This is a genomic window from Aeromonas sp. FDAARGOS 1407 (assembly GCF_019048725.1).
GTDB lineage: Bacteria > Pseudomonadota > Gammaproteobacteria > Enterobacterales > Aeromonadaceae > Aeromonas > Aeromonas enteropelogenes.
This window is the reverse complement of record NZ_CP077399.1, coordinates 1,414,234-1,440,000: the sequence shown is the minus strand read 5'-3', so window position 1 is coordinate 1,440,000 and position 25,767 is coordinate 1,414,234. Positions and strand designations below refer to the sequence as shown.

The 25,767-nt window shown below is 61.1% G+C and carries 23 protein-coding genes and 5 tRNA genes (1 of these 28 only partly in view); 9 read left to right on the top strand and 19 right to left on the bottom strand.

The genetic code is table 11. The features are described 5' to 3' along the window. Window positions 1–1,164: the 3' end of an RNA polymerase-associated protein RapA gene (gene rapA / locus I6L37_RS06995; RefSeq protein WP_216993610.1), read on the top strand. 1,704 nt of this gene lie to the left of the window's left edge; the window shows 1,164 of its 2,868 coding nt (coding positions 1,705–2,868); the start codon falls outside the window, past its left edge; its stop codon occupies window positions 1,162–1,164. Window positions 1,165–1,336: 172 nt separating this feature from the next. After that, a complete protein-coding gene (gene rluA, locus I6L37_RS06990; RefSeq protein ID WP_061476523.1) occupies window positions 1,337–1,993 on the top strand; it encodes a bifunctional tRNA pseudouridine(32) synthase/23S rRNA pseudouridine(746) synthase RluA in 657 nt (218 codons plus the stop codon). 51 nt (window positions 1,994–2,044) lie between these two features. On the opposite strand, the gene I6L37_RS06985 is transcribed toward rluA, so the two are convergent. The 5 genes from I6L37_RS06985 to treR form a co-directional block, all read right to left on the bottom strand. Continuing rightward, window positions 2,045–2,233 carry a hypothetical protein gene (locus I6L37_RS06985; protein WP_026458732.1) on the bottom strand — a complete coding sequence of 63 codons (189 nt, stop codon included), beginning with the start codon at window positions 2,231–2,233 and terminating at the stop codon, window positions 2,045–2,047. A gap of 113 nt (window positions 2,234–2,346) precedes the next feature. Next, window positions 2,347–2,994 carry a sugar O-acetyltransferase gene (locus I6L37_RS06980; protein ID WP_302056969.1) on the bottom strand — a complete coding sequence of 216 codons (648 nt, stop codon included), beginning with the start codon at window positions 2,992–2,994 and terminating at the stop codon, window positions 2,347–2,349. Further along, entirely contained in the window at window positions 2,995–4,656 is a 1,662-nt protein-coding gene (treC, locus tag I6L37_RS06975) for an alpha,alpha-phosphotrehalase (protein ID WP_216993609.1), read from the bottom strand. 68 nt (window positions 4,657–4,724) lie between these two features. Further along, window positions 4,725–6,155, bottom strand: a complete 1,431-nt coding sequence (treB, locus tag I6L37_RS06970; protein WP_216993608.1) for a PTS trehalose transporter subunit IIBC — start codon at window positions 6,153–6,155, stop codon at window positions 4,725–4,727. Between the two features lie 191 nt (window positions 6,156–6,346). Then, the gene (treR, locus tag I6L37_RS06965) at window positions 6,347–7,294 is read right to left on the bottom strand and encodes a trehalose operon repressor TreR (RefSeq protein WP_216993607.1); all 948 of its coding nucleotides are present in this window, start codon (window positions 7,292–7,294) and stop codon (window positions 6,347–6,349) included. A gap of 131 nt (window positions 7,295–7,425) precedes the next feature. On the opposite strand from treR, the gene I6L37_RS06960 reads away from it, so the two are divergent. The 6 genes from I6L37_RS06960 to pbpG all read left to right on the top strand — a co-directional run bounded on the left by I6L37_RS06960 (window position 7,426) and on the right by pbpG (window position 12,992). Then, a complete protein-coding gene (locus I6L37_RS06960) occupies window positions 7,426–8,376 on the top strand; it encodes an AEC family transporter (protein WP_216993606.1) in 951 nt (316 codons plus the stop codon). Between the two features lie 78 nt (window positions 8,377–8,454). Continuing rightward, entirely contained in the window at window positions 8,455–8,649 is a 195-nt protein-coding gene (locus tag I6L37_RS06955; protein WP_201980340.1) for a heavy-metal-associated domain-containing protein, read from the top strand. A gap of 130 nt (window positions 8,650–8,779) precedes the next feature. Beyond that, window positions 8,780–9,838 carry an L-asparaginase 2 gene (ansB, locus tag I6L37_RS06950; protein WP_042025156.1) on the top strand — a complete coding sequence of 353 codons (1,059 nt, stop codon included), beginning with the start codon at window positions 8,780–8,782 and terminating at the stop codon, window positions 9,836–9,838. Window positions 9,839–10,038: 200 nt separating this feature from the next. Then, window positions 10,039–11,331 carry a hemolysin family protein gene (locus I6L37_RS06945; RefSeq protein ID WP_216993605.1) on the top strand — a complete coding sequence of 431 codons (1,293 nt, stop codon included), beginning with the start codon at window positions 10,039–10,041 and terminating at the stop codon, window positions 11,329–11,331. Window positions 11,332–11,349: 18 nt separating this feature from the next. Further along, window positions 11,350–12,015: a DedA family protein gene (locus tag I6L37_RS06940; RefSeq protein WP_042025154.1), complete on the top strand. Its 666-nt coding sequence runs from the start codon at window positions 11,350–11,352 to the stop codon at window positions 12,013–12,015. 149 nt (window positions 12,016–12,164) lie between these two features. Then, a complete protein-coding gene (gene pbpG / locus I6L37_RS06935; protein WP_216993604.1) occupies window positions 12,165–12,992 on the top strand; it encodes a D-alanyl-D-alanine endopeptidase in 828 nt (275 codons plus the stop codon). Window positions 12,993–13,307: 315 nt separating this feature from the next. Here pbpG and I6L37_RS06930 read toward each other — a convergent pair. From I6L37_RS06930 to pncC, 11 genes are all read right to left on the bottom strand, one after another. Then, window positions 13,308–13,384: transfer RNA gene (locus I6L37_RS06930), tRNA-Arg, on the bottom strand. A 25-nt stretch (window positions 13,385–13,409) separates the two neighbouring features. Further along, window positions 13,410–13,486: transfer RNA gene (locus I6L37_RS06925), tRNA-Arg, on the bottom strand. Between the two features lie 26 nt (window positions 13,487–13,512). After that, a tRNA-Arg gene (locus I6L37_RS06920) sits at window positions 13,513–13,589 on the bottom strand. Window positions 13,590–13,684: 95 nt separating this feature from the next. After that, a tRNA-Arg gene (locus tag I6L37_RS06915) sits at window positions 13,685–13,761 on the bottom strand. Window positions 13,762–13,764: 3 nt separating this feature from the next. Continuing rightward, window positions 13,765–13,857, bottom strand: a tRNA-Ser gene (locus tag I6L37_RS06910). Window positions 13,858–14,069: 212 nt separating this feature from the next. Then, window positions 14,070–14,258, bottom strand: a complete 189-nt coding sequence (csrA, locus tag I6L37_RS06905; protein ID WP_026456466.1) for a carbon storage regulator CsrA — start codon at window positions 14,256–14,258, stop codon at window positions 14,070–14,072. A gap of 103 nt (window positions 14,259–14,361) precedes the next feature. Beyond that, entirely contained in the window at window positions 14,362–15,600 is a 1,239-nt protein-coding gene (locus I6L37_RS06900; protein ID WP_216993603.1) for an aspartate kinase, read from the bottom strand. 16 nt (window positions 15,601–15,616) lie between these two features. Continuing rightward, window positions 15,617–18,241, bottom strand: a complete 2,625-nt coding sequence (alaS, locus tag I6L37_RS06895; protein ID WP_201941551.1) for an alanine--tRNA ligase — start codon at window positions 18,239–18,241, stop codon at window positions 15,617–15,619. Between the two features lie 436 nt (window positions 18,242–18,677). After that, window positions 18,678–19,178, bottom strand: coding sequence for a regulatory protein RecX (locus tag I6L37_RS06890; protein ID WP_216993602.1), 501 nt, complete (start codon window positions 19,176–19,178; stop codon window positions 18,678–18,680). Between the two features lie 42 nt (window positions 19,179–19,220). After that, on the bottom strand, window positions 19,221–20,285 hold the full coding sequence (recA, locus tag I6L37_RS06885) for a recombinase RecA (protein WP_124240182.1): 1,065 nt from the start codon (window positions 20,283–20,285) through the stop codon (window positions 19,221–19,223). A gap of 79 nt (window positions 20,286–20,364) precedes the next feature. Further along, window positions 20,365–20,856 carry a nicotinamide-nucleotide amidase gene (gene pncC / locus I6L37_RS06880; protein ID WP_026456471.1) on the bottom strand — a complete coding sequence of 164 codons (492 nt, stop codon included), beginning with the start codon at window positions 20,854–20,856 and terminating at the stop codon, window positions 20,365–20,367. Window positions 20,857–21,033: 177 nt separating this feature from the next. Between pncC and mutS the strand changes: the two genes are divergently transcribed. Then, window positions 21,034–23,616 (top strand): DNA mismatch repair protein MutS, encoded by a 2,583-nt coding sequence (gene mutS / locus I6L37_RS06875; RefSeq protein WP_216993601.1) that lies wholly within the window; start codon window positions 21,034–21,036, stop codon window positions 23,614–23,616. A 66-nt stretch (window positions 23,617–23,682) separates the two neighbouring features. Here the strand turns inward: mutS and I6L37_RS06870 are convergent, their stop codons facing one another. The 3 genes from I6L37_RS06870 to I6L37_RS06860 all read right to left on the bottom strand — a co-directional run bounded on the left by I6L37_RS06870 (window position 23,683) and on the right by I6L37_RS06860 (window position 25,733). Beyond that, window positions 23,683–24,582 (bottom strand): hypothetical protein, encoded by a 900-nt coding sequence (locus tag I6L37_RS06870; protein WP_216993600.1) that lies wholly within the window; start codon window positions 24,580–24,582, stop codon window positions 23,683–23,685. 67 nt (window positions 24,583–24,649) lie between these two features. Further along, on the bottom strand, window positions 24,650–25,339 hold the full coding sequence (locus I6L37_RS06865; protein ID WP_026458283.1) for an LrgB family protein: 690 nt from the start codon (window positions 25,337–25,339) through the stop codon (window positions 24,650–24,652). Beyond that, entirely contained in the window at window positions 25,332–25,733 is a 402-nt protein-coding gene (locus tag I6L37_RS06860) for a CidA/LrgA family protein (protein WP_061476541.1), read from the bottom strand. The genes I6L37_RS06865 and I6L37_RS06860 overlap by 8 nt, the downstream gene beginning before the upstream one ends. Window positions 25,734–25,767 lie beyond the last annotated feature (34 nt).

The following is a 25,767-nucleotide window of genomic DNA, read 5'->3' as shown; positions in this document are numbered from 1 at the left end:
TTCGATCTGCCGCTCAACCCAGATCTGCTGGAGCAGCGTATCGGTCGTCTCGATCGTATCGGCCAGCAGAACACGGTCGAGATCCACGTCCCCTATCTGGAAGGCACCTCCCAGCGCGCTCTGCAACTCTGGTATCACGACGGTCTCGATGCATTCGAACAAACCTGCCCGACCGCCCGCCCCGTGTTCGAGGCTGTGCGCGATGAGCTGTTCGAACTGCTGGCCGCCAATACCGGCGATCAGGAGGCACTGGAAGCGCTTCTGACCAAGACCCGCGAGCTGCATGAGCCGCTCAAGGCCAGGCTGGAACAGGGCCGCGATCGCCTGCTGGAAATCCACTCCAGCGGTGGCGAAGCCGCCCAGCAGCTGGTCGACAAGTTGGCCGCCGAAGATGACGACACCGGCATGATCTCCTTCGCCCTCAAGATGTTCGACGAGATCGGCGTCAATCAGGACGATCGTGGCGAGAATGCCCTGGTGCTGACTCCGGGCGATCACATGCTGGTCTCCAGCTTCCCGGGGCTACCCCAGGATGGCATGACCATCACCTTCGATCGCACCACTGCCCTGTCGCGGGACGACATGTCGTTCCTCTCCTGGGATCACCCCATGATGCGCGGCGGTATCGACCTGATCCTGGGTTCCGAGATCGGCGCCACCTCGGTTGCCCTGCTCAAGAACAAGGCACTGCCGGTGGGTTCCATCCTGCTGGAGCTGATCTTCGTCGCCGAATCTGCGGCTCATCCCCAGCTCTACCGCTTCATGCCGCCCACCCCAATTCGCCTGCTGATGGACAAGAACGGCAACAATCTGGGCGACAAGGTGGCGTTTGATGCCTTCAACCGCCAGCTGACTCCGGTCAACCGCCATCTTGGCAGCAAGCTGGTGACCGCCTCCCAGCCGGTGATCCATGGCCTCATCGGGCAGGGGCAGGCCATTGCCGAGGAGCTGAAGGCGGAGATCGTCGACAAGGCCCGTGCCCAGATGGCGCAAACCCTGCAACAGGATCTCGATCGTCTGGAGGCGCTCAAGGCGGTCAATCCGAACGTGCGCGACAGCGAACTGGATTATCTGCGCAATCTGCAGGCAGAATTGCACCACCTGATCGACCAGACCCAGCTCAAGCTGGATGCCATCCGCTTTATCGTGGTCACTCATAACTGATGAAGCTGTGAAGGCATCATCTGGTTGATAACGACCAGAGCCAACGCAAGTTGGATGCCATGCACTTTTTATCCTGGTCACCCATCACTGACAGGGCACATACCCTGCTTTGATGTGGTTACCCATAACTGATGGGGGCTTGCCCCCGCTTTGACCAAAGATGCGAGACGCTATGTTTGTATACTCACCGCCCCTGGAACCCTGGCTCGATATCCTGTTCAAGGACAAGGACATCATGGTGGTCAACAAGCCCACTGGCCTGCTGAGCGTACCCGGGCGCGGCCCCGAGAATGAAGACAGCGTGCTCCATCGGGTGAAGCAGCAGCACCCCAAGGCGGCGGCGGCCCATCGTCTCGACATGGCGACCACAGGCGTGCTGGTGATCCCCCTCAACCCCAACTCCCACCGGGAGCTAAGCCGGCAATTTCGCGAGCGGGAGACCGAGAAGCACTATCTCGCCTGGGTGTGGGGCGAGCCGGAGCAGGATGCGGGTGAAGTGGATCTGCCGCTCTGCGTCGACTGGCCCAACCGGCCGAAGCAGAAGGTGGATTTCGAGGAGGGACGCCATGCCCTGACTCTTTGGCAGAAGCTGAAGGTGGAAAACGGCAACAGCCTGATCAAGCTGACCCCCATTACCGGTCGCTCCCATCAGCTGCGGGTTCACATGCTGGAGCTGGGTCACCCCATCCTGGGGGATAATCTCTACGCCAATCCGGATGCCCTGGCGGCGGCGCCCCATCTCTATCTCCATGCGGCCAGTCTGACCATCAGCCACCCCCGCAGCGGCGAGCGGATGACCTTCGAGGCACCCGCCCCCTTCGCGGTATAAGGCACAAATAAAAAAAGCCCCCATCAGATGATGGGGGCTTTTTTATCAGTGTCAGACACGAATATCGATTTTGCTTCCCAGTGAAGCGTTGGCCGATGTTGGTGCAGCCTGAGCCGGCTGTACCGCGGTCTGGATCAACTCCAGTGCGGCTTGCCCGTTCTGGGTTTGCTGCTTTTTGGCCAAGCTGGCCGCCAGCAAGGCATAACCTTCAGATGTAGATGCAGAACTAGATATATCCATTGAGTACCTCCTGCCTTCAATAGTATCGGCCAGCCCACCCGAAACATGAGCACTGAATATAAAACAATCTGAAAAGCGAGCAGCATCAATCAGATAGGATCATCGTCAACGCTTTACTCCATGACAGACCCGGTTTCTCCTGCCAGCTCCTCGGGCGTCATTGGTCGCAGTACCTTGCAGGGATTACCGGCCGCCACCACGCCCGCCGGCACATCCTTGGTCACCACGGAGCCCGCGCCGATCACGCTGTTGTCCCCTATGGTGACACCGGGGCAGATAACGACACTGCCACCGATCCAGACGTTGTGGCCGATGCGTACCGGCTTGCCGAACTCCACTCCCTTGATGCGCGGCGCCACCGCCACCGGGTGGGCGGCGGTATAGATCTGCACCCCGGGCGCCAGCAGCACGTTGTCGCCGATGTGCACCTCGCACACGTCGAGGATGGTGCAGCCCACGTTGGCGTAGAAGTTCTCGCCGACGAAGATGTTGGCGCCGTAGTCGCAAAAGAACGGTGGATTGATGGCACACTCCCTGCCACGACCGCCCAGCAGTTCATGGAGCAGGGCATCGCGCGCCGGTTTCTCCTGCCAGCTGGTATTGAAGGTGTGATAGAGCCTGCGACAGCGCTCGCGCGCCGCTTTGAGCTCGGGGTCGCCCGCATCATAGGGCTCCCCTGCCACCATCTTCTGCCACTCGGGGCCACGCGCCAGCTGCGGCGCCGGGGAGCCCGGCCGGGTTGTTGTCGTTGCGTCAGTCATCTATTCCACCAACCAGATCAGGGATTCATAGGGGCGCAGCATACAGGATTGCGGCCGGGCCGGGCTATCTGGGTAGTTGCCAAGCAGCAAGCTCCCCTTGCCGGTGGCCAGCTCCTCCGGCAGGGCGAAGCTGGCCGGTTCGCCGTAGAAGTTGCTCACCACCAGCAGGGTCTGACCGTTGGCGCGACGGGCATAGGCCCAGATCTGCTTGTGCCCCGCCAGCAGCTCCTGATAATCCCCCTGGGTGAAGATGGGATGGGTTTTGCGCAGCCGGATCAGATCCCGGTAGTGCCAGAACACTGAATCGGGGTCGGCCAGGGCTGCCTCGGCGTTGATCGCCGGGTAGTTGGCGGCGGGCTTGAGCCAAGGTGCGCCGGTCGTGAAGCCCGCATTGGGGGTCGCATTCCACTGCATGGGCGTGCGCGAGTTGTCACGGGACTTGGCCCCCAGAATGGCCAGGATCTCGGCCTCGCTCATCCCTTCGGCCTGCTTGATGGCGAAGATGTTGCGGCTCTCCACATCCTGATAGTCGTTGATGCTCATATAGCCGGGGTTGGTCATGCCGATCTCCTCCCCCTGATAGATGTAGGGAGTACCCTGTAGACCGTGCAAGGTGCTGGCCAGCATCTTGGCGGCCACCACCCTGTGCTCGCCCTCGTCACCGAAGCGGGAGACGATGCGCGGCTGATCGTGGTTGCACCAGAACAGCGCCGACCAGCCCTTGCCGTGCATGCCGCTCTGCCAGTGGTTGAAGATGCGCTTGAGCTCGAGGAAATCAAACGGGGCCTTGGTCCACTTGTCACCGCCCGGGTAGTCCACCTTGAGGTGGTGGAAGTTGAACACCATGGAGAGCTCGGAACCATCCAGCGCGCCGTAGCGCTGGCAGTGCTCCAGAGAGGTGGACGACATCTCCCCCACCGTCATGGCGCCGACCGGGGCGAATACGTCGCGGCTCACGTCCTGCAGGAATTCGTGGATGCGCGGCCCGTCGGTGTAGAAGCGGCGGCCATCGCCAATCTCGTCGTTGGGGAACGCCTGCTCCTTGGAGATGAGGTTGATGACGTCGAGGCGGAAACCGTCGACCCCCTTTTTCGCCCAGAAGTGGATGATGCCTTTCACCTCGGCACGCACCGCCGGGTTCTCCCAGTTGAGATCCGCCTGCTCTCGGGCAAACAGGTGCAGGTAGTACTGGCCGGTAGCCGGGTCCAGCTCCCAGGCGCTGCCGCCAAACTTGGACTGCCAGTTGTTGGGTACGCCGCCCTCCACCGGGTCTTTCCAGATGTAGTAGTCGCGGTAGGGGCTGTTTTTATCCCCCAGCGCCGACTTGAACCAGGCGTGCTCGGTGGAGGTGTGGTTGACGACGATGTCCATCACAATGCGAATGTCGCGCGCGTGGGCGGCGGCCAAGAGCGCCTCGAAATCGGCCATGGTGCCGTAGGCGGGATCAATATTCAGGTAGTCGGCGATGTCATAGCCGTTGTCCACCTGCGGCGAGACGTACACCGGAGTCAGCCAGAGGGCGTCGACGCCGAGGGTCTTGAGATAGTCGAGGCGGGCCATGATCCCCTTGAGATCGCCAGTGCCGCGCGCGCCACTGTCCTGAAAGCTCTTGGGGTAGATCTGGTAAATCACGGCGCTTTGCCACCAGGGTGTTTGGCTCATGGGTCTTGCTCTTGTCTCGAATGAAAAAGGGAGAGGGCGACCCCTGCGGGTCGCCCTGATGCGTGGAGTCAGGCGCTGGCCTGAGCCAGCTTGCCGGCTGCCTGCTGGCGCTGGTAAACCAGCAGAGTCAGCACGATAGGCACGACGATGGCCACCAGCATGGCGATGGCATAGACGGCCCAGTATTGCGGCTGGATGGAGAGGATGCCCGGCAGGCCCCCTACCCCGATACCGTTGGCCATTCCCCCGGCAAAGCCGCAGATGAGGGCCGCAAGGCTCGAGCCCACCATGGCGCACAGCATGGGGAACTTGTACTTGAGGTTGATGCCGTACATGGCCGGCTCGGTCACCCCCAGGTAGGCGGAGATGGCGGCGGGCACCGAGATCTCGCGCTCGTTCTCCTTGCGGCTGATGAGGATGATCCCCACGACCGCAGACGCCTGGGCGATGTTGGAGAGGGCGATCAGCGGCCAGATGGGGGTGCCGCCCATGCTCTGCATCAGCTGCAGGTCCACCGCGTTGGTGGTGTGGTGGATGCCGGTGATGACCAGCGGTGCGTAGAGGAAGCCGAACAGGGCCGCACCGATGGGGGCGAAGGAGCCTGTCATGGCGGCCTTGGCGGCGAAGCCGACGCCGTCACCGATCCAGCGGCCGAATGGGCCGATGAAGGCGTGCGCCACGATCACCGCCAGCAACAGGGAGACGAAGGGCACGATCACCAGGTAGAGATAGGCCGGGATGATGCGTTTGAGGTTGGTTTCCACCCAGGCGAGGAAGACACCCGCCAGCAGGGCCGGAATGACCTGGGCCTGATAGCCCACCTTCTGGATGACGAAGAGGCCAAAGTCCCACACCTCGGGGGTCTGCTGGCCGATGCCATAGGCGTTCATCAGCTGGGGCGACACTAGCGTGATACCCAGCACTATCCCCAAAATCTCGGAGCCGCCCATCTTCTTGACCGCCGACCAGCAGACGCCCACCGGCAGGAAGTGGAAGATGGCCTCACCCAGCAGCCAGAGGAAGGCGTGGACCTGGGCCCAGAACTGGCTGATCTCGGTGAGGGTGTGGGTGCCGTCGTCGAACATCTTGATGTCGCCGATAACGTTGCGAAAACCCAGGATCAGACCGCCGGTGATGATGGCCGGCAGCAGGGGCACGAAGATCTCCGCCAGGTGGGAGATGCCGCGCTCGAGCGGGTTCATGTTCTGGCGCGCCGCCTGCTTGGCGGCCTCCTTGCTGCCGCCGCTGACGCCGATCTCTTCGGTCAGCGCTTTGTACCACTGCTCCACCTCGTTGCCGATGACCACCTGGAACTGGCCACCTTGGGTGAAGCTCCCCTTCACCGCCGGGATGGTCTCGATGGCCTTGCTGTCGGCTTTGGCCGGATCGTTCAGGACGAAGCGCAGCCGGGTCAGGCAGTGGCTGACGGTGGCGATATTCTCCTTGCCGCCGATCTTGTCAATCAGCTGAGCCAGATGTTGTGTGTTGATCTTGGACATGAGCCTTCCCTCTGTGACTCCATTGATAGTGATCTGCCTCGCCCTTCTGAGCCAGTCTGCCGGCTCGAGCGTTATTGGTATCGTTCCCAATCAGCATGACGGCAATTTGGCCAGATCAAAATGGGAACGTTCCCATTTCGTGGTCAGCGTCACAAAAAGCGCGTTTTTTGTGCAGTGCTAAGTGATGGGGTTCACAGGGTATGACAGGGAGCTATGGTCGCCAGCGGGCAGCACTCCTGCTCGATCTGACCGAGCAACTGACGGGCCGCCTGCTCCCCCGCCCCCTTGTAACCGAGATCCAGGCTGAGGGCGTTGGGGAAGAGGAAGGTAAGCATGGGGTTGTTGCCAAGACCGGTCACCAGCACTTCGCTACGTCCTTGTTCTTGCAAGTATTTTGCCGCACCAATGGCGAGAGTATCGCTGGCACAGACTAGCGCCTGGGTGGTGGGAGTCAGCAGCTCAGCCGCCAGCCGGTAGCCACTTTGCAGGCTGAGGTCACCGAGGGCGCTGCATGCCGCCAGGCCCTGTTCCCGGCAAAAGGCCAGATAGGCGTCGAGCCGGCGCTGACCCGTGGTGAGATCCGAGGCATCCACCCCGAGATAGGCGATATCGCGGATATTGCGCGCCACCAGCTTGGTCAGCATGGTGTGCACCGCTCCCGCATCGTCGAAACAGACCGAAGAGAAGCCCGGATGTTCGCGCGCCACCAGCACCAGCTTCTCCCTGAGCGGCGCCATGGCGTCATAATCCAGATCGTTGAAGGCAAAGAGGATGATGCCATCCACCCCGCGCCGCTCCAGCACCGCCAGATGTTCCTGCACCTTGGCAGGGGAGAATTTGCTCTCCATCAGCACGGCGTCATAACCGCGCTGATAGAGAGTTTCCAGCATGCCGCGCACCGCCTGGTTTTCGGAACTTGAATCGAGCCGCGAGACGATGATGCCGACCACCTGCTGGCTCTGGCTGCGCATGGCCCGCGCCGACTTGCTCGGCACAAAGCCATGCTCAACGATGATCTGCTCCACCCGCTCACGGGTCGCCTGCTTGACCTTGGGATCCTGATTGAGCACCCGGGAAACGGTCGACTTGCCAACACCGGCAAGGCGGGCGATATCGAGGATGGTCAGCTTCTTGTCCATGAGTCAGGCTCGGCAGTGGAAATTGCCCACATTGTTGTTATTAAGCCCTTTGAATACAAGCCCATGGCGTTAGAATGCCCTTTTGGCCCCGGCGAACGCCGTGCCACCCGCCATTGCACAGGACGCGCATCATGGATCTGTTGGCAAGTCTGCACTTCTCCCTCTCCATTACCGGCCCCATCTGCGTGGTGCTGCTGCTCGGCATCTGGCTCAAACAGCTGGGCCTGCTGCCCGACAGCTTCGTCGAATCGGCCTCGCGTCTGGTGTTCCAGGTCACCCTGCCGGCGCTCCTGTTCCTCAGCATGGTGCGCACCGACTTTTCGACCATGCCGAGCCCCAGGCTCATCCTCTACGGCCTGCTCGGGACGCTCACCGGTTTTCTGGTGCTGGAGCTGCTGGCGGCCCGCTTCATTCCCGAGCGGCGCCAACGTGGCGTCTTCGTGCAGGGCAGCTTTCGCGGCAACATGGGGATCATGGGGCTGGCCTATGTGCAGAACGCCTACGGGCCGGAAGGGATCGGCGCCGCCGCCCTGCTGGTGGGCTCGGTCACCGTGCTCTACAACATCCTCGCCGTCGTCACCCTGACCCGCAGTCTGGGAGGCAACAAGGGGGTCAAACCCATCCTCAAGGGGATCGCCAAAAATCCACTCATCATCGCCATCCTGTCAGCACTGCCGTTTGGCCTGCTCGGCATAGAGCTACCCCAGCTGGTCACCACCACCGGTAACTACTTTGCCAACATGACGCTGCCGCTGGCACTCCTGTGCACCGGTGCCAGCCTCAACCTCAAGGCCCTGCGCGGCGGCGCCATGCTGACCGGCTGGGCCACCGCCAACCGGCTGCTGTGCATCCCGGTGCTGCTGGTGATGGGCGCCTGGGCGCTCGGCTTCAGCCCGCAGGCCCTTGGCATCCTGTTTCTCATCAGCTCCACCCCCACCGCCGCCGCCAGTTATGTGATGACCCGCGCCATGGGGGGTGACAGCTCACTGGCCGCGAACATCATCGCTACCACCACGCTGGGCTCCCTTCTCACCACCAGCCTGGGAGCAGCCCTGATGAACTATCTGGGCTTGATGGGGTAACAACGAATTGACGGGTGACTTGACCTTGCCGCGAGCGGCAGCTTTAGGCTTGCATTACACCCAAAAAGGAGACTCATCATGACTATTGAACTGACAGTGACCGGCATGTCCTGCGGCGGTTGCGCCGCCAGCCTGCAAAAAGCCCTGCTGGCCCAGCCGGCGGTGACCGCCGCTCAGGTGGACTTCGCCAGCAGCAAGGCGATCATCGAGAGCGAATTGAACAAGGCGGAGCTGATCGCCCTGATTGAAGCCAAGGGCTTCTCGGCAAGTTAATTTATCTCCATAGAGGTATAAAACAGGTTAAAAATCTGTACTCACCTGTCTTTTGGTGAGTTTTATCACAGACGTCGATTATTAAATGGGCAAACTTGCTGCGATTATTCCAACCAGAAGGATTTGCAGCATGACCCTACCGATCCGCAAGACCCTGCTCGCCGCCGTGCTCGGCCTGACCCTCTCCCCCATGGCCATGGCCCTGCCCAATGTGCATATTCTGGCCACCGGCGGCACCATCGCCGGCGCCGGCCAGTCTGCCACCCAGTCCAATTATGAGGCTGGCAAGGTAGCCATCGAGACCCTGATCGCCGCCGTCCCCGAAATGAAGAACGTAGCCGACGTGCAGGGGGAGCAGGTCGTCAAGATTGGCTCCCAGGATATGAACGACGAGGTGTGGCTGAAGCTTGCCAAGCGGGTCAACGAGCTGCTGGCCAAGGATGATGTTGATGGCATCGTCATCACCCACGGCACCGACACCATGGAAGAGACCGCCTACTTCCTCAACCTCACCGTCAAGAGCGACAAGCCGGTGGTACTGGTCGGCGCCATGCGCCCCTCCACCGCCATGAGCGCTGACGGCCCGATGAACCTCTACAACGCCGTGGTCACCGCCTCCGATCCCGCCTCCAAAGGCCGTGGCGTCATGGTCGCCATGAACGATACCGTGCTGGATGCCCGCGACGTCACCAAGACCAACACCACAGGCGTGCAGACCTTTGCCGCCCCCAACTTCGGTCCGCTTGGCTACATCCACAACGGCAAGATCGACTATCAGCGCAGCCCGGCTCGCCTGCACACCAGCAAGACCCCGTTCGATGTGAGCAAGCTCGACAAGCTGCCCCAGGTCGGTATCGTCTATAGCTATGCCAACGCCACCGAGTTGCCGGCCAAGGCCATGGTGGATGCCAAGTTTGATGGCATCGTCAGCGCCGGGGTAGGCAACGGCAACCTCTACCACAGCCTGTTCGACACCCTGGCTCAGGCGAGCAAGGACGGCATTCGCGTGGTGCGCTCCGCCCGCGTGCCGACTGGCGCCACCACCCTGGATGCCGAGATCGACGACGCCAAGTACGGCTTCGTGGCCGCCGGCACCCTGAACCCGCAGAAGGCGCGCATCCTGCTGATGCTCTCCCTGACCCAGAGCAAGGATCCGGCCCAGATCCAGCGCTGGTTCCAGCAGTTCTGATCGAATCAATTCAGGCAATCACAGCAAGGGCGGGATTCCCCGCCCTTTTTTGGCTCCCCTCTCCTGACAGGGGCCCCTCGCCAGCCCCAAGCCGGGGGCGTGATAAATTAGCGAACCGGATCACCTGCTTTCACAAGCGCATCGCGGCCAAATTCATTACACTGCCAGCGATCTTTTCTACTTAGGAGTGCTGCCGCAGTATGGAAATATTGATCCTGTTTGGATTGATTTTGCTCAATGGCGTCTTCGCCATGTCGGAAATTGCCATCGTGACCGCACGCAAGGCTCGCCTTGCCAAGATGGCCAGTGAAGGAAGTCGCTCCGCCGCCATCGCCCTCAAACTCGCGGAAAACCCGACCCATTTTCTCTCCGCCGTCCAGATCGGCATCACCACTATCGGCCTGCTCAACGGTATCTACGGCGAATCCCTGCTGGCCCAACCTTTCTCCCTCTGGCTGCAGGAATGGGGACTCTCCCCCAAGACCAGCGGTACGATCGCCACCGTCATCGTCGTCGTCACCGTGACCTATCTCTCCATCGTAGTGGGGGAACTGGTGCCCAAGCGCCTCGGCCAGCTCAGCGCAGAACGCCTTGCCTGCCTGATTGCGCTTCCCATGCACTGGCTCGCCACCCTGACCCGTCCCTTCGTCTGGCTGCTGTCGGCCTCCACCAATGCCACCCTGCGCCTGTTGCGGGCCAAGCAGGATGGCGGCGCCAACGTCACCGAAGAGGAGATCCACGCCATGCTGGTGGAAGGATCCGAAGCCGGGGTGATCGAGGATCATGAGCACACCATGCTGCGCAATGTGTTTCGTCTCGACGAGCGCAGCCTCTCCTCCCTGATGGTGCCGCGCAGCGATATCCGCTATCTGGATCTCTCGCTGCCGCTGGAAACCAACCTGCAGCGCCTGGTGGAGGAGCGTCACAGCTATTTCCCGGTCTGTGACGGCAACCTCTCCGAGCTGGTGGGGATCATCGACGTCAACAAGGTGTTGTATGCCTATATCAAGGGGGAGCCCATTGACCTGGCCGCCCTGACCCAGGAGGGAAGCCTGCTGCCCGAGACCCTCAACGGGGTCGAGCTGCTCAACCACTTCCGCACCCACAGCGAACAGATCGCCCTGGTGGTGGATGAGTATGGCGAGTTGCAGGGGCTGGTCACCCAGCAGGATCTGATGGAGGCGCTGGCGGGGGATTTTCAGCAGGAAGACGGCGACGACAACTGGGCATTCCAGCGCGCCGATGGCAGCTGGCTGCTCGATGGCCTGATCCCTTTGCCAGAATTGAAGGACTGTCTGGAGCTGGTTCGCCTGCCCGAGGAAGAAAAACATCACTATCACACCCTCGGAGGGCTTATCATGCTGCTCCTTGGTCGTGTTCCACAGACCGGCGACCTGGTCACCCTGGAACAGTGGCAACTGGAAATTGTTGACATGGATGGTCTGCGCATCGACAAGGTGCTCGCCATGCCCTTGACCGATCAACCCAGCTAACCTGCGGAGTTTGCAAGAATGGAGCGGTTTTACCAACTGGCCCACGCCTTTATGCATCAGGATCTGGTGACCCTGTCTGATCCCCAAATGGCCTTCATGGTCTGTGCCGTCTTATTGACCTTTCTGGTGCTCGAGAATGGCTTTATCCCCACCGCTTTTCTGCCCGGCGACAGCCTGCTGATCCTGACCGGCGTGCTCATCTATCAGGATGTGCTGTCACTGGCGGTGATCCCGCTGCTGATCATGGCCACCTTCGTCGGCACCTGGCTTGGCTACATGCAGGGGCGCTTTCTCGGCCACACTCAGATGTATCATCGCCTGATGTCTCACGTGGAGGATCGCCACAAGGAGAAGGTCTACTACCTGCTCGACAAGTACGGCATCCTGACCCTGATCACCGCCCGCTACATCGCTTTCGTACGCACCGCCTATCCCTATATCGTTGGCGCCACCGAGCTGCCGCAGGGACGCTTTCTCGTCGTCAATTTCATCAGCTCCATCATGTGGATCTGCCCCCTGGTGGGATTCGGCTACTACCTGAGTCACACCAAGCTGGCAGCCGAATACCAGTCCCAGTTTCTCAGCATCATCCTCTACCTGCCGATCGTGCTGCTGGTCAGCGGCATCATCGCCCTGCTCTGGCGCTGGCTCAGCAAACGCAAGGCCGCAAAATCCCGGGATTGACACCCACCTCAAAAAAGCCCTCGAAAGAGGGCTTTTTTGAGGCTCGCATTTGCGCAAATTGTAGAAATAGTCTGTAGAGCCCCTTGTCAATGCAGGGTAAAAATGCGTGAATCTACCGCCTTTTTTTCCATGTGAACGGAGTCGGTAGTATGCGGTGTCGGGTTCGCGCAGTTGCGCTGGTTTTCGGATTGATAGGGATGCTGGGAGTGCCTGCGGTCAGCGCCGCCCCCAACCCCGCCAAATTGGACATTCGTTCGAGCAGTGCCCTGGTCGTTGACGTCAACACGGGCAAGACTCTCTACCAGAAGAATGCCACCAAAGTGCGTCCCATCGCCTCCATCACCAAACTGATGACGGCGCTGGTGGTACTGGATGCCAGACAGGATCTGGCTCAGACCCTGACCATCGACAAGGAAGATCTGGATCGGGTGAAGCACACTCACTCCCGCATTCGCATGGGGACCAAGGTGACCCGTCGTGACGCACTGCACCTGGCCCTGATGTCCTCCGAGAACCGGATGGCCTCGGCCCTGGCCCGTCACTACCCGGGCGGCCGCAGCGCCTTTATCCGGGCCATGAACAACAAGGCCCGACAGCTGGGCATGCGCCAGACCCATTTCTACGACGCCACCGGTCTCTCCACTCGCAACGTCTCCACCGCCCAGGATCTGGGCAAGCTGGTCACCGCAGCCTATCGCCAGCCACTGATCCGCCAGTTTACCCAGGATGAGCACAGGGAGATGCGCTTCCAGGCCCCCTCTTACAGCCTGATGTTCAACAACACCAACCCGCTGGTGAAAAATCCGGACTGGGACGTACGTCTCTCCAAGACCGGCTTTACCGACGAGGCTGGCCGCTGCCTGGTGATGCGTGCCAAACCGGACAACCGGGAGCTCGCCATCGTGTTGCTCAACTCGGTAGGCAAGCTCACCCCGGTCGGCGATGCCAACCGCATTCGCAAATGGCTGAGAAGCTAAAGACGAACGACGTGAAAAAGGATGCTGCGGCATCCTTTTTTATTGCCCGTGATCCCACAGCCCATGACACGCCTCCAGCACCCGCCTGAGCAGAAAGGAGATAGATGACAGCCCAGAGTCTCGGCTTTGGCGGAGAAATGCGCGTCAGGGTGTTGGCGGCGGCCATGCAGTGGATCTGGCAGAGGCGTCAGCAACGAGCCGGTCAGAGGAAAGAAGAAGCGAATGAAAAGAGGGCGGCAACCAGGTGTTGGGTATTTCCAAGGCCGGATCCAGCCCATAAAAAAACAGCCCCGACCTGAGTCGAGGCTGTCTGTATGGTGCGCCCGAGAGGATTCGAACCTCTGACCACCTGGTTCGTAGCCAGGTACTCTATCCAGCTGAGCTACGGGCGCTCATAAACTTTGTACTGCTTGAAAATGGTGCGCCCGAGAGGATTCGAACCTCTGACCACCTGGTTCGTAGCCAGGTACTCTATCCAGCTGAGCTACGGGCGCTCATAAATTTTTGTACTGCTTGAAAATGGTGCGCCCGAGAGGATTCGAACCTCTGACCACCTGGTTCGTAGCCAGGTACTCTATCCAGCTGAGCTACGGGCGCCCTGTTTTAAAACGATAAAAAAAGCTTACTCAACAGTAAGCCTTCTTCTAGTGCCGACTTGCTGATGGTCAACACATGACTCCGAGAGTCTAATATGGTGCGCCCGAGAGGATTCGAACCTCTGACCACCTGGTTCGTAGCCAGGTACTCTATCCAGCTGAGCTACGGGCGCAAATGGCGGAGAAGGGGGGATTCGAACCCCCGATGCGGGTATAAGCCGCATACTCCCTTAGCAGGGGAGCGCCTTCAGCCTCTCGGCCACCTCTCCGTTTGCGGGGCTGATAATACTTCACAGGGATTTTTAGTCAAACACTTTTTTGGAGAAAAAAGAGCGTTCGCTCAGCATTTGGTCAAAGCGTGGAATATTCAAGCAATATCGACACTTATCCCGTTGTTTTACGCCGTGCAGCCGATTTCACGGGCCATAAAAAACAAAAGGCGACACATGAGGTGTCGCCTTGTCACTGCCTGGAATCCAGCTTAGAAGTTCGGCTGGCCCGGAACCTTCTCAGCCTGGATACGCTGATAAATCTCTTCGCGGTGCACGGAAACTTCTTTCGGTGCGTTCACGCCGATACGAACCTGGTTGCCTTTAACGCCCAGTACGGTGACAGTCACTTCGTCACCAATCATCAGGGTTTCCCCTACACGACGAGTCAAAATAAGCATTCGCTTGCTCCTGTATCCTGTTTTGTTTTTATATCGATATGCGACATTATCTAACAAAGATACCGATATGGTAAATGGTTGAAACTAAATCAATCAGAGATTGTTAGCCCAGGGGCTGCTCTTGGGGCGCTTGATCCAACCCGAAAGCGGCGTGCAGGGCTCGCACCGCCAGCTCCAGATACTTCTCGTCAATCACCACAGAGATTTTGATTTCAGAGGAGGAAATCAGCTGCATGTTGATCCCCTCCTCGCCCAGTACCTTGAACATGGTGCGGGCAACACCGGGGTGGTTCCACATGCCGACACCGACAATGGAAACCTTGGCGATCTCGCCATTTCCCTGCACACAGGAGGCGCCCAGCTCGCTGGCCGTTTCCTCAAGCAGTGCACGGGCACGGCGGTAATCATCCCGATTCACCGTAAAGGTGAAGTCGGCGGTGCCGTCACCCAGGGTGTTTTGCACGATCATGTCGACATCAATGTTGGCATCGCTGATCGGATTCAGGATCTGCGCGGCCACGGTCGGTTTGTCAGGCACACCCAGAATGGTCAGGCTGGCCTCGTTGCGGTTAAAAGCGATCCCGGATACTAGGGGAGCTTCCATCCTCTCACCTCCATATGTGATTAAGGTTCCCTCTCCATCGATAAAGCTCGACAGTACCCGCAGCGGGACGCGGTATTTGCCCGCAAACTCCACCGAACGGATCTGCAGCACCTTGGCCCCCAGGCTGGCCATCTCCAGCATCTCCTCGAAGGTGATGGTATCGAGACGACGAGCCTTGGGCTCGATGCGCGGATCCGTGGTGTACACCCCATCAACATCGGTAAAGATCTGGCACTCATCGGCCTCGATGGCCGCCGCCACGGCAACCGCCGTGGTGTCCGAGCCGCCCCGACCCAGGGTAGTGATGGCGTTGTGCTCATCACGGCCCTGAAAACCGGCGATCACCACTACCTTGCCCGCCGCCAGTTCTGCCTGAACCAACTCGGTATCGATATGGGTGATGCGCGCCTTGCCATAGGCGGAATCGGTGTGAATGCGTACCTGATCACCGGTCATTGAGACCGCAGGACAACCGCGTTTGTTCAACGCGATCGCCAACAGCGCTATGGTGACCTGCTCACCGGTGGAGACAAGCACGTCCATCTCGCGCCGGTTGGCATCAGGATCCAGCTGCTGGGCCATGCCCAGCAACCGGTTGGTTTCGCCCGACATGGCGGAGACCACCACCACCACATCGTGTCCCTGGGCGCGGGTCTGCTGAACCCGCTCAGCGACCGCCTCGATCCGCTCCAACGTGCCGACCGAGGTGCCGCCGTACTTCTGTACATAGAGTGCCACAGATCACCTCGCCCTATTACAGGCGCTCTTCCAGCCAGGAGTGAACGGATTGCAGCGCTGCCGGTACGGCCTCTGGCTGGGTACCACCCGCCTGAGCCATGTCCGGACGACCACCGCCCTTGCCGCCCACCTGCTGGGCTACCAGATTGACTAGTTCACCGGCCTTGACCTTGCCGGTCAGGTCGTTGGTGACACCGGCGATCAGGTTGACCTTGTCATCACTGCTGGTTGCCAGCAGTACGACACCGGATTTCATCTGGTTCTTCAGCTCGTCCAGCATGCCGCGCAGGGACTTGGGATCGGCCCCTTCCAGCGCTGCAACCAGCACCTTCTGACCCTTGATCTCGATGACCTGGCTCAGCAAATCGTTACCGGCCTGGGCAGCCAGCTTGGCCTTGAGCTGCTCCAGCTCGCGCTCCATCATCTTGGCCTTGTCCAGCACCTGACGCACCTTGTCCGCCAGGGAGAACTGGTCACCCTTGATGAGGGCCGCAGTCTCTTCGATCTGCTCACCCAGCTGGTGCATGTAGTCGATGGCGGCCTTGCCGGTCACCGCTTCGATACGACGCACACCGGCGGCGATACCGCTCTCGGCGATGATCTTGAAGAAGCCGATGTCACCGGTACGCTTGGCGTGGGTACCACCACACAGCTCGGTGGAGTAGTCGCCCATGCGCACCACGCGCACGTCGTCTTCATACTTCTCGCCGAACAGCGCCATGGCACCGGCCGCCTTGGCGGCTTCCAGACCCATGACCTGGGTGCTGACTTCATGGTTGGCACGGATCTGGGCGTTGACCAGCTCCTCGATCCGGCGAATGGTCGCCATGGTCAGGCCTTCGAAGTGGGAGAAGTCGAAACGCATGCGCTCGGCGCCCACCAGGGAGCCCTTCTGGGTCACGTGATCACCGAGTGCCTGACGCAGGGCAGCGTGCAGCAGGTGAGTCACTGAGTGGTTCAGGGCCACGGCCTGACGACGCTCGCCATCCACCACGGCTTCCACCTCGGCGCCCTTCTCCAGGGTGCCCAGCTCCATGTAACCCTTGTGGATGATGGCCTTGCCTGCCTTCATGGTGTCGGTCACGGCGAAGATGCCGTCATCCACCTTGAGGGTACCGGTGTCGCCGATCTGGCCACCGGACTCGGCGTAGAAGGGGGTCTGCTCCAGCACGATGACGGCTTCGTCACCGGCGATCAGCGCATTCACCTCTTCGGTACCCTTGTAGATGCCGATCACGCGAGTCTGCTCGCTCAGGGTCTTGTAACCGGTGAACGGAGTCTCGAAGTCGAGCTTGAGCATCTCGTTGTAGTTCACACCGAAGCTGGAGGCCTCTTTGGCACGGGCACGCTGCTTCTCCATCTCGGCGTTGAAGCCTTCCTCGTCGATGCCGATCTCGCGCTCGCGCACCACGTCGGCAGTGAGGTCGGCCGGGAAGCCGTAGGTGTCGTACAGCTTGAACACCACCTCTCCCGGAATGACCTTGGCGTCACCCAGGTTGGCCAGGGCATCTTCCAGCAGCAGCAGACCGCGGTCCAGGGTGCGGACGAACTGCTCCTCTTCGATGCGCAGCACGCGCTCGACCAGCGGCAGCTGGGCGATCAGCTCTTCGGCCACATCCTTCATCTGCACTGCCAGCTCGGCGGCCAGTTTGTAGAAGAAGACATCGGTGGCGCCCAGCTTGCGACCGTGGCGCACGGCGCGACGGATGATGCGACGCAGCACATAGCCACGACCCTCGTTGGAGGGCATGACACCGTCGGCGACCAGGAAGGCGCAGGAGCGGATGTGGTCGGCGATGACGCGCAGGGACTGGTTGCTGAGATCGGTAGTACCGACGATCTCGGCCGCCTTCTTGATCAGCGCCTGGAAGATGTCGATTTCGTAGTTGGAGTGCACACCCTGCATGATGGCGGAGATACGCTCCAGACCCATGCCGGTATCCACGGACGGACGGGGCAGCGGTTCCATGGTGCCGTCGGCCTGACGGTTGAACTGCATGAACACCACGTTCCAGATCTCGATGAAGCGGTCGCCATCCTCTTCCGGAGAACCGGGACGGCCACCCCAGATGTGATCGCCGTGGTCATAGAAGATCTCGGTGCAGGGACCGCACGGGCCGGTATCGCCCATGGCCCAGAAGTTGTCGGAAGCGTACGGCGCTCCCTTGTTGTCGCCGATGCGCACGATGCGATCGGCCGGCACGCCAACTTCCTTTTCCCAGATGTCGAAGGCTTCATCGTCAGTCGCGTAGACGGTCACCAGCAGGCGCTCTTTCGGCAGTTGCAGCACCTCGGTCAGGAAACCCCAGGCGAACTTGATGGCATCCTGCTTGAAGTAGTCGCCGAAGCTGAAGTTGCCCAGCATCTCGAAGAAGGTGTGGTGACGAGCGGTATAGCCGACGTTTTCCAGATCGTTGTGCTTACCACCGGCACGCACGCAACGCTGGGAGGTGGTTGCGCGGTTGTAGGCACGCTTGTCTGCGCCAAGGAAGACATCCTTGAACTGGTTCATACCCGCGTTGGTAAACAACAGGGTCGGGTCGTTATGCGGTACCAGCGAGCTGGAGGAGACAACCTGGTGCCCCTGGGAACGGAAATACTCGAGAAACGCGGTGCGTATCTCAGACGTGGACATATACATGGAAAATCCTGCTTGATTCGAATACGGACTTTTAACCGCATTAATGTAAGTTTTCTGCGGGGTAAAGTAAAACGTACCGGCCCGTCACGGGCGAAAAAGCACGCATAAACGGGCGGGTGAAGAAAAGGGAGGCAAATGCACGCTTTTCCGGCCACGGATCGCGCCAAAAGCAGCGGAAAATAACCGCAGGATGCGACAAAACCGGACCCGCTTCATCATCCGTAGCCAAGCCACTGAACAAACAGGAAAAAGCTGGTGAGCCGCGCTCAAGGAGCGAGTCCCGGTGAGTCGTCAGACAAAGAGAAGCTGGCGAGAAGGAGCCGGTTAAAGGGAATTGACAGGTTCAGGGGCCACGCGGCCCTATGGTCAGCGCAGGAGACGAACTGGCAGTTATCGTCACCGACATCTTGTTATCTCGCCAGCCTGCACCGCGTCCCTATTCCTCCCGCTCCTGCAAGGCAGAGAGGGCATAGCGGGCCTGATCCTGAGTGAACCCCCGCCCCAGCAGATACTTGAGCCATTTCATCCGCAGCTTGAAATCGGCCAGATCGGCGACTCTGGCGCGTCGCTCCAACAGCTCGAAAGCCAGTTCGAACCAATCCAGTTCGGGTTGCTCGAAGGCGGCGTCGATCTGGCTGTCGTCCAACCCCTTGCGTCGCAGGTCGAAGCGGATCTTGATGGGCCCGTGCCCCTTGGAGGCACCGGCTCGCACCGCCATGGCGCCATAGCGCTCGTCATTGACCCAGTTGTAGCCACGGCAGTAGTCGACGACCGCTTCGATCACCTCCTGGCTGAACCCCTGCTGGCGCAGCCGGTTGGCCAGTTCGGATTCTGCACTCTCGCGGCGGGCGAGACTGCGCATGGCGAAGTTGCGGGCGGCCGCCAGCTGCTCTTCGAAGCTGGGCTGTGCGGGTTCGGTAGTGGATTCATCAACCATAAATGACAAGGCCGGGTATCGACCCGGCCTTCCTGTTACTCGTTATTCGAACTCTTGTTCGCTTTCGACGTCGAACTCGTCTTCTTCCGCGGCGACCGCCTTGTCATCGGCAGGGACAGCACCGGAGAGCAGCAGCTCGCGCAGCTTGGCCTCCACTTCGGCAGCCATGGCCTTGTTCTCGGCAAACAGCTTCATCACGTTGGCCTTGCCCTGACCGATCTTCTCGCCGTTGTAGCTGTACCAGGCACCGGCCTTGTCGATCAGCTTGTGCTTGACGCCCAGATCCACCAGCTCGCCCTCTTTGGAGATGCCGGCACCGTAGAAGATCTGGAATTCGGCCTGCTTGAAGGGCGGGGCCACCTTGTTCTTCACTACCTTGACGCGGGTCTCGTTACCGACCACTTCGTCACCTTCCTTGATGGCGCCGGTACGGCGGATATCCAGGCGCACGGAGGCGTAGAACTTGAGCGCGTTACCACCGGTAGTTGTCTCCGGGCTGCCGAACATGACACCGATCTTCATCCGGATCTGGTTGATGAAGATGCACAGACAGTTGGCATTCTTGATGTTGGCAGTCAGCTTGCGCAGCGCCTGGGACATCAGACGAGCCTGCAGGCCGACGTGGGAATCCCCCATCTCGCCCTCGATTTCCGCTTTCGGGGTCAAGGCCGCCACGGAGTCGACGATAATGACGTCGACGGCGTTGGAGCGCACCAGCATGTCGCAGATCTCGAGCGCCTGTTCGCCGGTGTCCGGCTGGGAGATGAGCAGGTCATCGACGTTGACGCCCAGCTTGGCAGCATAGATGGGGTCGAGTGCGTGTTCCGCATCGACGAAGGCACAGGTCTTGCCCTTCTTCTGGGCTTCGGCGATCACCTGCAGGGTCAGCGTGGTTTTACCGGAAGATTCCGGGCCGTAGATCTCGACGATACGACCGCACGGCAGACCACCGATCCCCAGCGCCACGTCCAGAGAGAGGGAGCCGGTGGAGATGGCTTCGATATCCATGGTCTTGCTGTCGCCCAGACGCATGATGGAACCTTTGCCGAACTGCTTTTCAATCTGACCCAGCGCAGCCGCCAGTGCCTTCTGTTTGTTCTGATCCATGCCAATCTCCGCTGGAAATCGTGAGTAAAAATGAAGTTGGGCTAAGTATACTGTCTATTCATACAGTATCAAGCCCAATTTATCTGAGCAGGGCCAACAGACCCGACAAGGCCTGTCTCACCGCCTGTTGTCGCACCTGACGACGGTCGCCATCGAAGCGGGCAAGCAGGGAGTGATGACGTCCCGAGCTATCCGCCCAGGCAAACCAGACGGTGCCGACCGGCTTGCCTTCGGTAGCGCCGCCGGGGCCGGCGATGCCGCTGATGGCCACACTGATGGAGGCAGACGAGTGAGCCAGGGCGCCGCGGGCCATCTCCAGCACCACCGCCTCGCTCACGGCGCCATGCCGCTCAAGGCTCTCGTCGCTCACCCCCAGCATCTGCTGCTTGGCCTCGTTGGTGTAGGTGACAAAGCCGCGATCAAACCAGCCGGAGCTGCCCGCGATGTCGGTGATGGCGCTCGCCACCCCGCCGCCGGTGCAGGACTCGGCGGTCGCCGCCAGCCAGCCGCGCTGGCCGAGGGCCTGTCCCAACTCGATGGCCAGGTGCTCAATCTCTGCATCCAGTGTCATGGCGGATCTCCTGCTCATTGAAGAGGCACATTATGCGATCCCGATCCTGTCGCCCGCAACTGGGGGCAATCCAAGCCGACCTCCCCCGTCGCGGCGCTTATGTGTAGAATGGCGCCATCAAGCTCAAGGCTCATCACCGCAGACACAGGCCCGCAGAGGCCCCTTCTGGAATAGCACATGACCGCACAACACCAAGCCACTGGCGCCGCGCCAGGCGCCAATCTCAGCGCCCACACGCCCATGATGCAGCAGTATCTGACCCTCAAGGCCGAGAATCCGGAGATCCTGCTGTTCTACCGGATGGGCGACTTCTACGAACTGTTCTATGACGATGCCCGCAAGGCCTCCCAACTGCTCGACATCTCCCTGACCAAGCGCGGTCAGTCGGCGGGCAGTCCCATCCCCATGGCGGGCGTGCCTTATCACGCCATCGAGGGGTATCTGGCCAAGCTGGTGCAGCTGGGCGAATCCGCTGCCATCTGCGAACAGGTGGGGGATCCCGCCACCAGCAAGGGGCCGGTGGAGCGCAAGGTCATTCGCATCATCACCCCGGGCACCGTCTCCGACGAGGCGCTGCTCAGCGAGCGCCAGGACAACCTGATCGCCGCCGTCTATCACGATGGTCGCCGCTTTGGCTATGGCACCATGGACATAGGCTCGGGCCGTTTCTTCATCAACCAGTTCGAGAAGGAAGAGACCCTGCTGGCGGAGCTGCAGCGCACCAATCCGGCCGAGCTGCTCTACCCCGAATCGTTCGAATTCCTGCACCACATCGAGGGTCGCCGTGGTCTGCGCCGCCGCCCGGAGTGGGAATTCGAGCTCGGCACCGCCCGCAAGCTCTTGTGCCAGCAGTTCGGCACCCAGGATCTGGTGGGCTTCGGGGTCGAGCAGAGCGAGACCGCCCTGTGCGCCGCCGGCTGTCTGATGCAGTATGTGAAAGACACCCAGCGCACCGCCCTGCCCCACATTCGCAACGTGCGCCTCGAACAGCCCGATCATGCGGTCATCATGGACGCCGCCACCCGCCGCAATCTGGAGCTGACCCAGAATCTGGCCGGCGGCCACGACAACACCCTCTCCGCCGTGCTGGACTGTACCGCCACCCCCATGGGGAGCCGGCTGCTCAAGCGCTGGATCCACCAGCCGATCCGCGACCGGGTGATCCTCAAAGGCCGTCAGAGCACCATCAAGGAGCTGATCGAGCAAAACCTTTACGATGAGCTGGGTGGATTGCTGCGCCAGGTCGGCGACGTGGAGCGGGTGCTGGCACGCCTGGCCCTGCGTTCCGCCCGCCCGCGCGACCTCACCCGATTGCGCCAGGCCTTCGCCCAGCTGCCGGAACTGCAGCGCCTGCTGGCGGAGAGTGAGCACGAGGCAGTGCAACAGCTGCGCGAGCGGGCCAGTACCTTCCCCGAGCTGCTGGACCTGCTGGAGCGCGCCGTGATGGAGGTGCCGCCTGTGCTCATTCGCGACGGCGGCGTCATCCGAGAAGGGTTCAACACCGATCTGGACGAGCTGCGGGATCTGGCCAACGGCGCCACCGCGAGCCTGGCCCGTATCGAGGAGCGCGAACGGCTGCTGACCGGCATCAACACCCTCAAGGTGGGCTACAACAAGGTGCACGGCTTCTATATCGAGGTGAGCCGAGCCAACAGCCATCTGGTGCCGGCCCACTACATCCGCCGCCAGACGCTGAAAAACAACGAGCGCTACATCATCGATGAGCTCAAGAAGTACGAGGACAAGGTACTCACCGCCCAGGCTCAGGCGCTGGCGCTGGAGAAACGCCTCTACGAAGAGCTGCTCGATGCCCTGCTACCGCACCTCGGCGATCTGCAGGAATCCGCTGCCGCGCTGGCGGAGCTGGACGTGCTGGCCAACCTGGCCGAGCGGGCCGAGACCCTGGACTACCGTTGCCCCACCCTCATCGACGAGGATCAGATCCTGATCGAGGCGGGCCGCCATCCGGTGGTGGAGCAGGTGATGACCGACCCCTTTATCGCCAACCCCATCCGGCTGGAGCGGGAGCGGCGGATGCTGATCATCACCGGCCCCAACATGGGCGGTAAATCCACCTACATGCGCCAGACCGCGCTCATCGTGCTGCTGGCCCATATCGGCGCCTTCGTGCCGGCCGACAGTGCCCGCATCGGCCCCATCGACCGCATCTTCACCCGCATCGGGGCGTCGGACGATCTCGCCTCCGGCCGCTCCACCTTTATGGTGGAGATGACCGAGACCGCCAACATCCTCAACAACGCCACCGCCCGCAGCCTGGTGCTGATGGACGAGATTGGCCGCGGCACCAGCACCTACGACGGCCTCTCGCTGGCATGGGCCTGCGCCGAACAGCTGGCGAGCAAGATTGGCGCCTACACCCTGTTTGCCACCCACTACTTCGAGCTGACCCGCTTGCCCGAGCTGATGGAAGGGCTTGCCAACGTTCATCTGGATGCGGTGGAGCACGGCGACACCATCGCCTTCATGCACGCGGTGCAGGAGGGGGCGGCCAGCCGATCCTACGGCCTGCAGGTAGCGGCGCTGGCGGGGGTGCCGAAATCGGTGATCCAGCAGGCCCGTCACAAGCTGCACGAGCTGGAAAGCGCCACCCCGGTGGCCGCCGGCGAAGTACGCCCGGCCCCGGTCGCCCTGCCGCCCCAGAACCATCCGGTAGTTGATGAACTGGAAGCGGTGCGCCCGGACGAGCTGACCCCGCGCCAGGCGCTGGATCTGCTCTATCGCCTCAAGCAGATGCTGTAACCGGTAACAAATGCAAACAGGGGAACCGCGAGGTTCCCCTTTTTCATGGCTGGCTGCCAACCCCTGTCAGGGCAAGCCGGGGCCGAACTGTCCCTTGAGCGGATCGTAGTAGTAGGCGCGATAGTCGAAATCCATCTCCTTGAGCAAGGGATTGGGTAGTTCGAAGTACAACCGCTCATCCAGCTTCGCCTGGTCGAGGGAGGGTTTGAAGTGATGCAGCCAGAGCCGCTGCAGCGAGCCATCCTGCCAGGCCAGCCGGATCCCCTCCGAGATGCGCTGGATCGCCGCCTGATTGGCCTTGTTGGTGTAAAAGAGATGGAGGAAGGGATAGTGCAGCACCAGGCGTCGATCCACGGTGAGCGCCGGCAGATCCCCGTGTTGCTCCTGCTCGATGAACACCTCATTCACCCCGCGGCAAAACAGATCGACCCGACCGCGGGCGACCAGCCGGAACAGCCGCTCATAGCTGTCGACCTCCTGCCCCCGCAAGCCGGCATTGCGCAGAATGGCCACATCCTGCCAACCACGCCCCTGACCGTGCACAAACTGCCGCAACTGGGCCAGGGTACTCACGTTCGCCACCGCCTGTGCCTGCTGCGGGCTGACAAAGCAGATGCGGTAACCGAGCAGACCCAGCTCCACCGGGAATCGCACGTAATCGAGGGAGTCACTGATCGCCGCCGGTTGCGGGGTATCGGAGGCGAACAGGTTGGGATAGAGGTTGGCTTTCATAGCTTGGCGCATCCGCACCCGGTTCATCGGTGGTGCCAGCCGCAGCTCGTAATCACCGTGGCTATCGCGGGTCTTCTCCAGCGCCAGTTGCAGCAGGTCGTGAGTATAGAGAGCCCGCATATCCCGTTCACTCTCCGGGCTGATATGGGTAAAGACATCGCCAGCCCGGGTTGGGCTGGCGAAAAACAGGCTGCAGAAGAGCAGACAACAGAGAGCAAGGCGATGGTTGGTCATATGGCTCGTCCCGGGCGCACTGCTTTGAGTGTAGCGCCGAGTACTGCCCGAGGAGGCACGCCTCTCCTTACCAGAAGATCTTGCCCAGCAGGGGCGCCAGCAGCACGGTGACCATGCCAGCGATCATCATCACCATGCTGGAGACCACCCCCTCCTCATTGCCCATCTGGTAAGCCCTGGCGGTGCCGGCGCCATGGGCCGAGGCACCAAACCCGGCCCCCTTGCCGAGCCGGCTGCGAATGGCCAGCACGGTGAGCACGCTCTCCCCTACCGCCATGCCGATCACCCCGGTCAGCACCACGAACAAGGCCGTGAGATCGCTCTCGCCACCGATGGCGCGGGTCGCCTCCACCGCAAACGGGGTGGTGATGGAGCGCATCGCCAGGCTGCGCTGCAGCATGTCGGAAAGATCCAGCCAGCGGGCCAGCAAGACGGTGCTGCCCACCGCCATGATGACGGAGGCAACCACCCCCACCGAAAGAGAGAGCCAGTGCCGACGAATAAGCCGGCGATTCTCGTAGACGGGCACCGCAAAAGCCACGGTCGCCGGCCCCAGCAACCAGAGCAGCCAGTGGGATTCGGCCATGTAGTCCCGGTAGGGGATGTGGAACAACATGACTACCGCCACCAGCAGGGTGGGCGCCAGCAACAACGGCATCAGGGGCAGGATGCGCTTTTTGCCATAGAGCCACTTGCTGGCGTAGTAGAAGATCAGGGTCAGGGCGAAACAGACGAAGCCGAGCAGGGTATCAGACATGGCGACGACTCCGGCGAGCCAGTTTCAGCTCCAGTCGATAGACCCGATCCACCACCAAGGCCGTGGTGCCAAGCACCAGCGTGGTGCTGACCAGCAGCACCACCATGATGCGCCATCCCTCCTGCAACAGCAGATCCTGATAGTTGACTACCGCCACCACGGCGGGCACGAAGAACAGCAGCATCTCCGCCAGCAACCAGCGGGCGCCGGCCTCAAACCACTGTGCCTTGACCACCCCGAGCAGGATGCAGGCCAGCAGCAACAGCATGCCGGTGAGGTTGGCGGGGAGCGGAATGTGCAGGGTACGCACGGCGGTATCGGCCAGCAGCCAGACAAGGGCCAGCAGGGCGATTTGGAAGGGAGTCTGGAACCAGCGAATGCAGAGGGCTTTCATTATCGTCGTCTTTCTGTGAACTGGGTCACAGTAT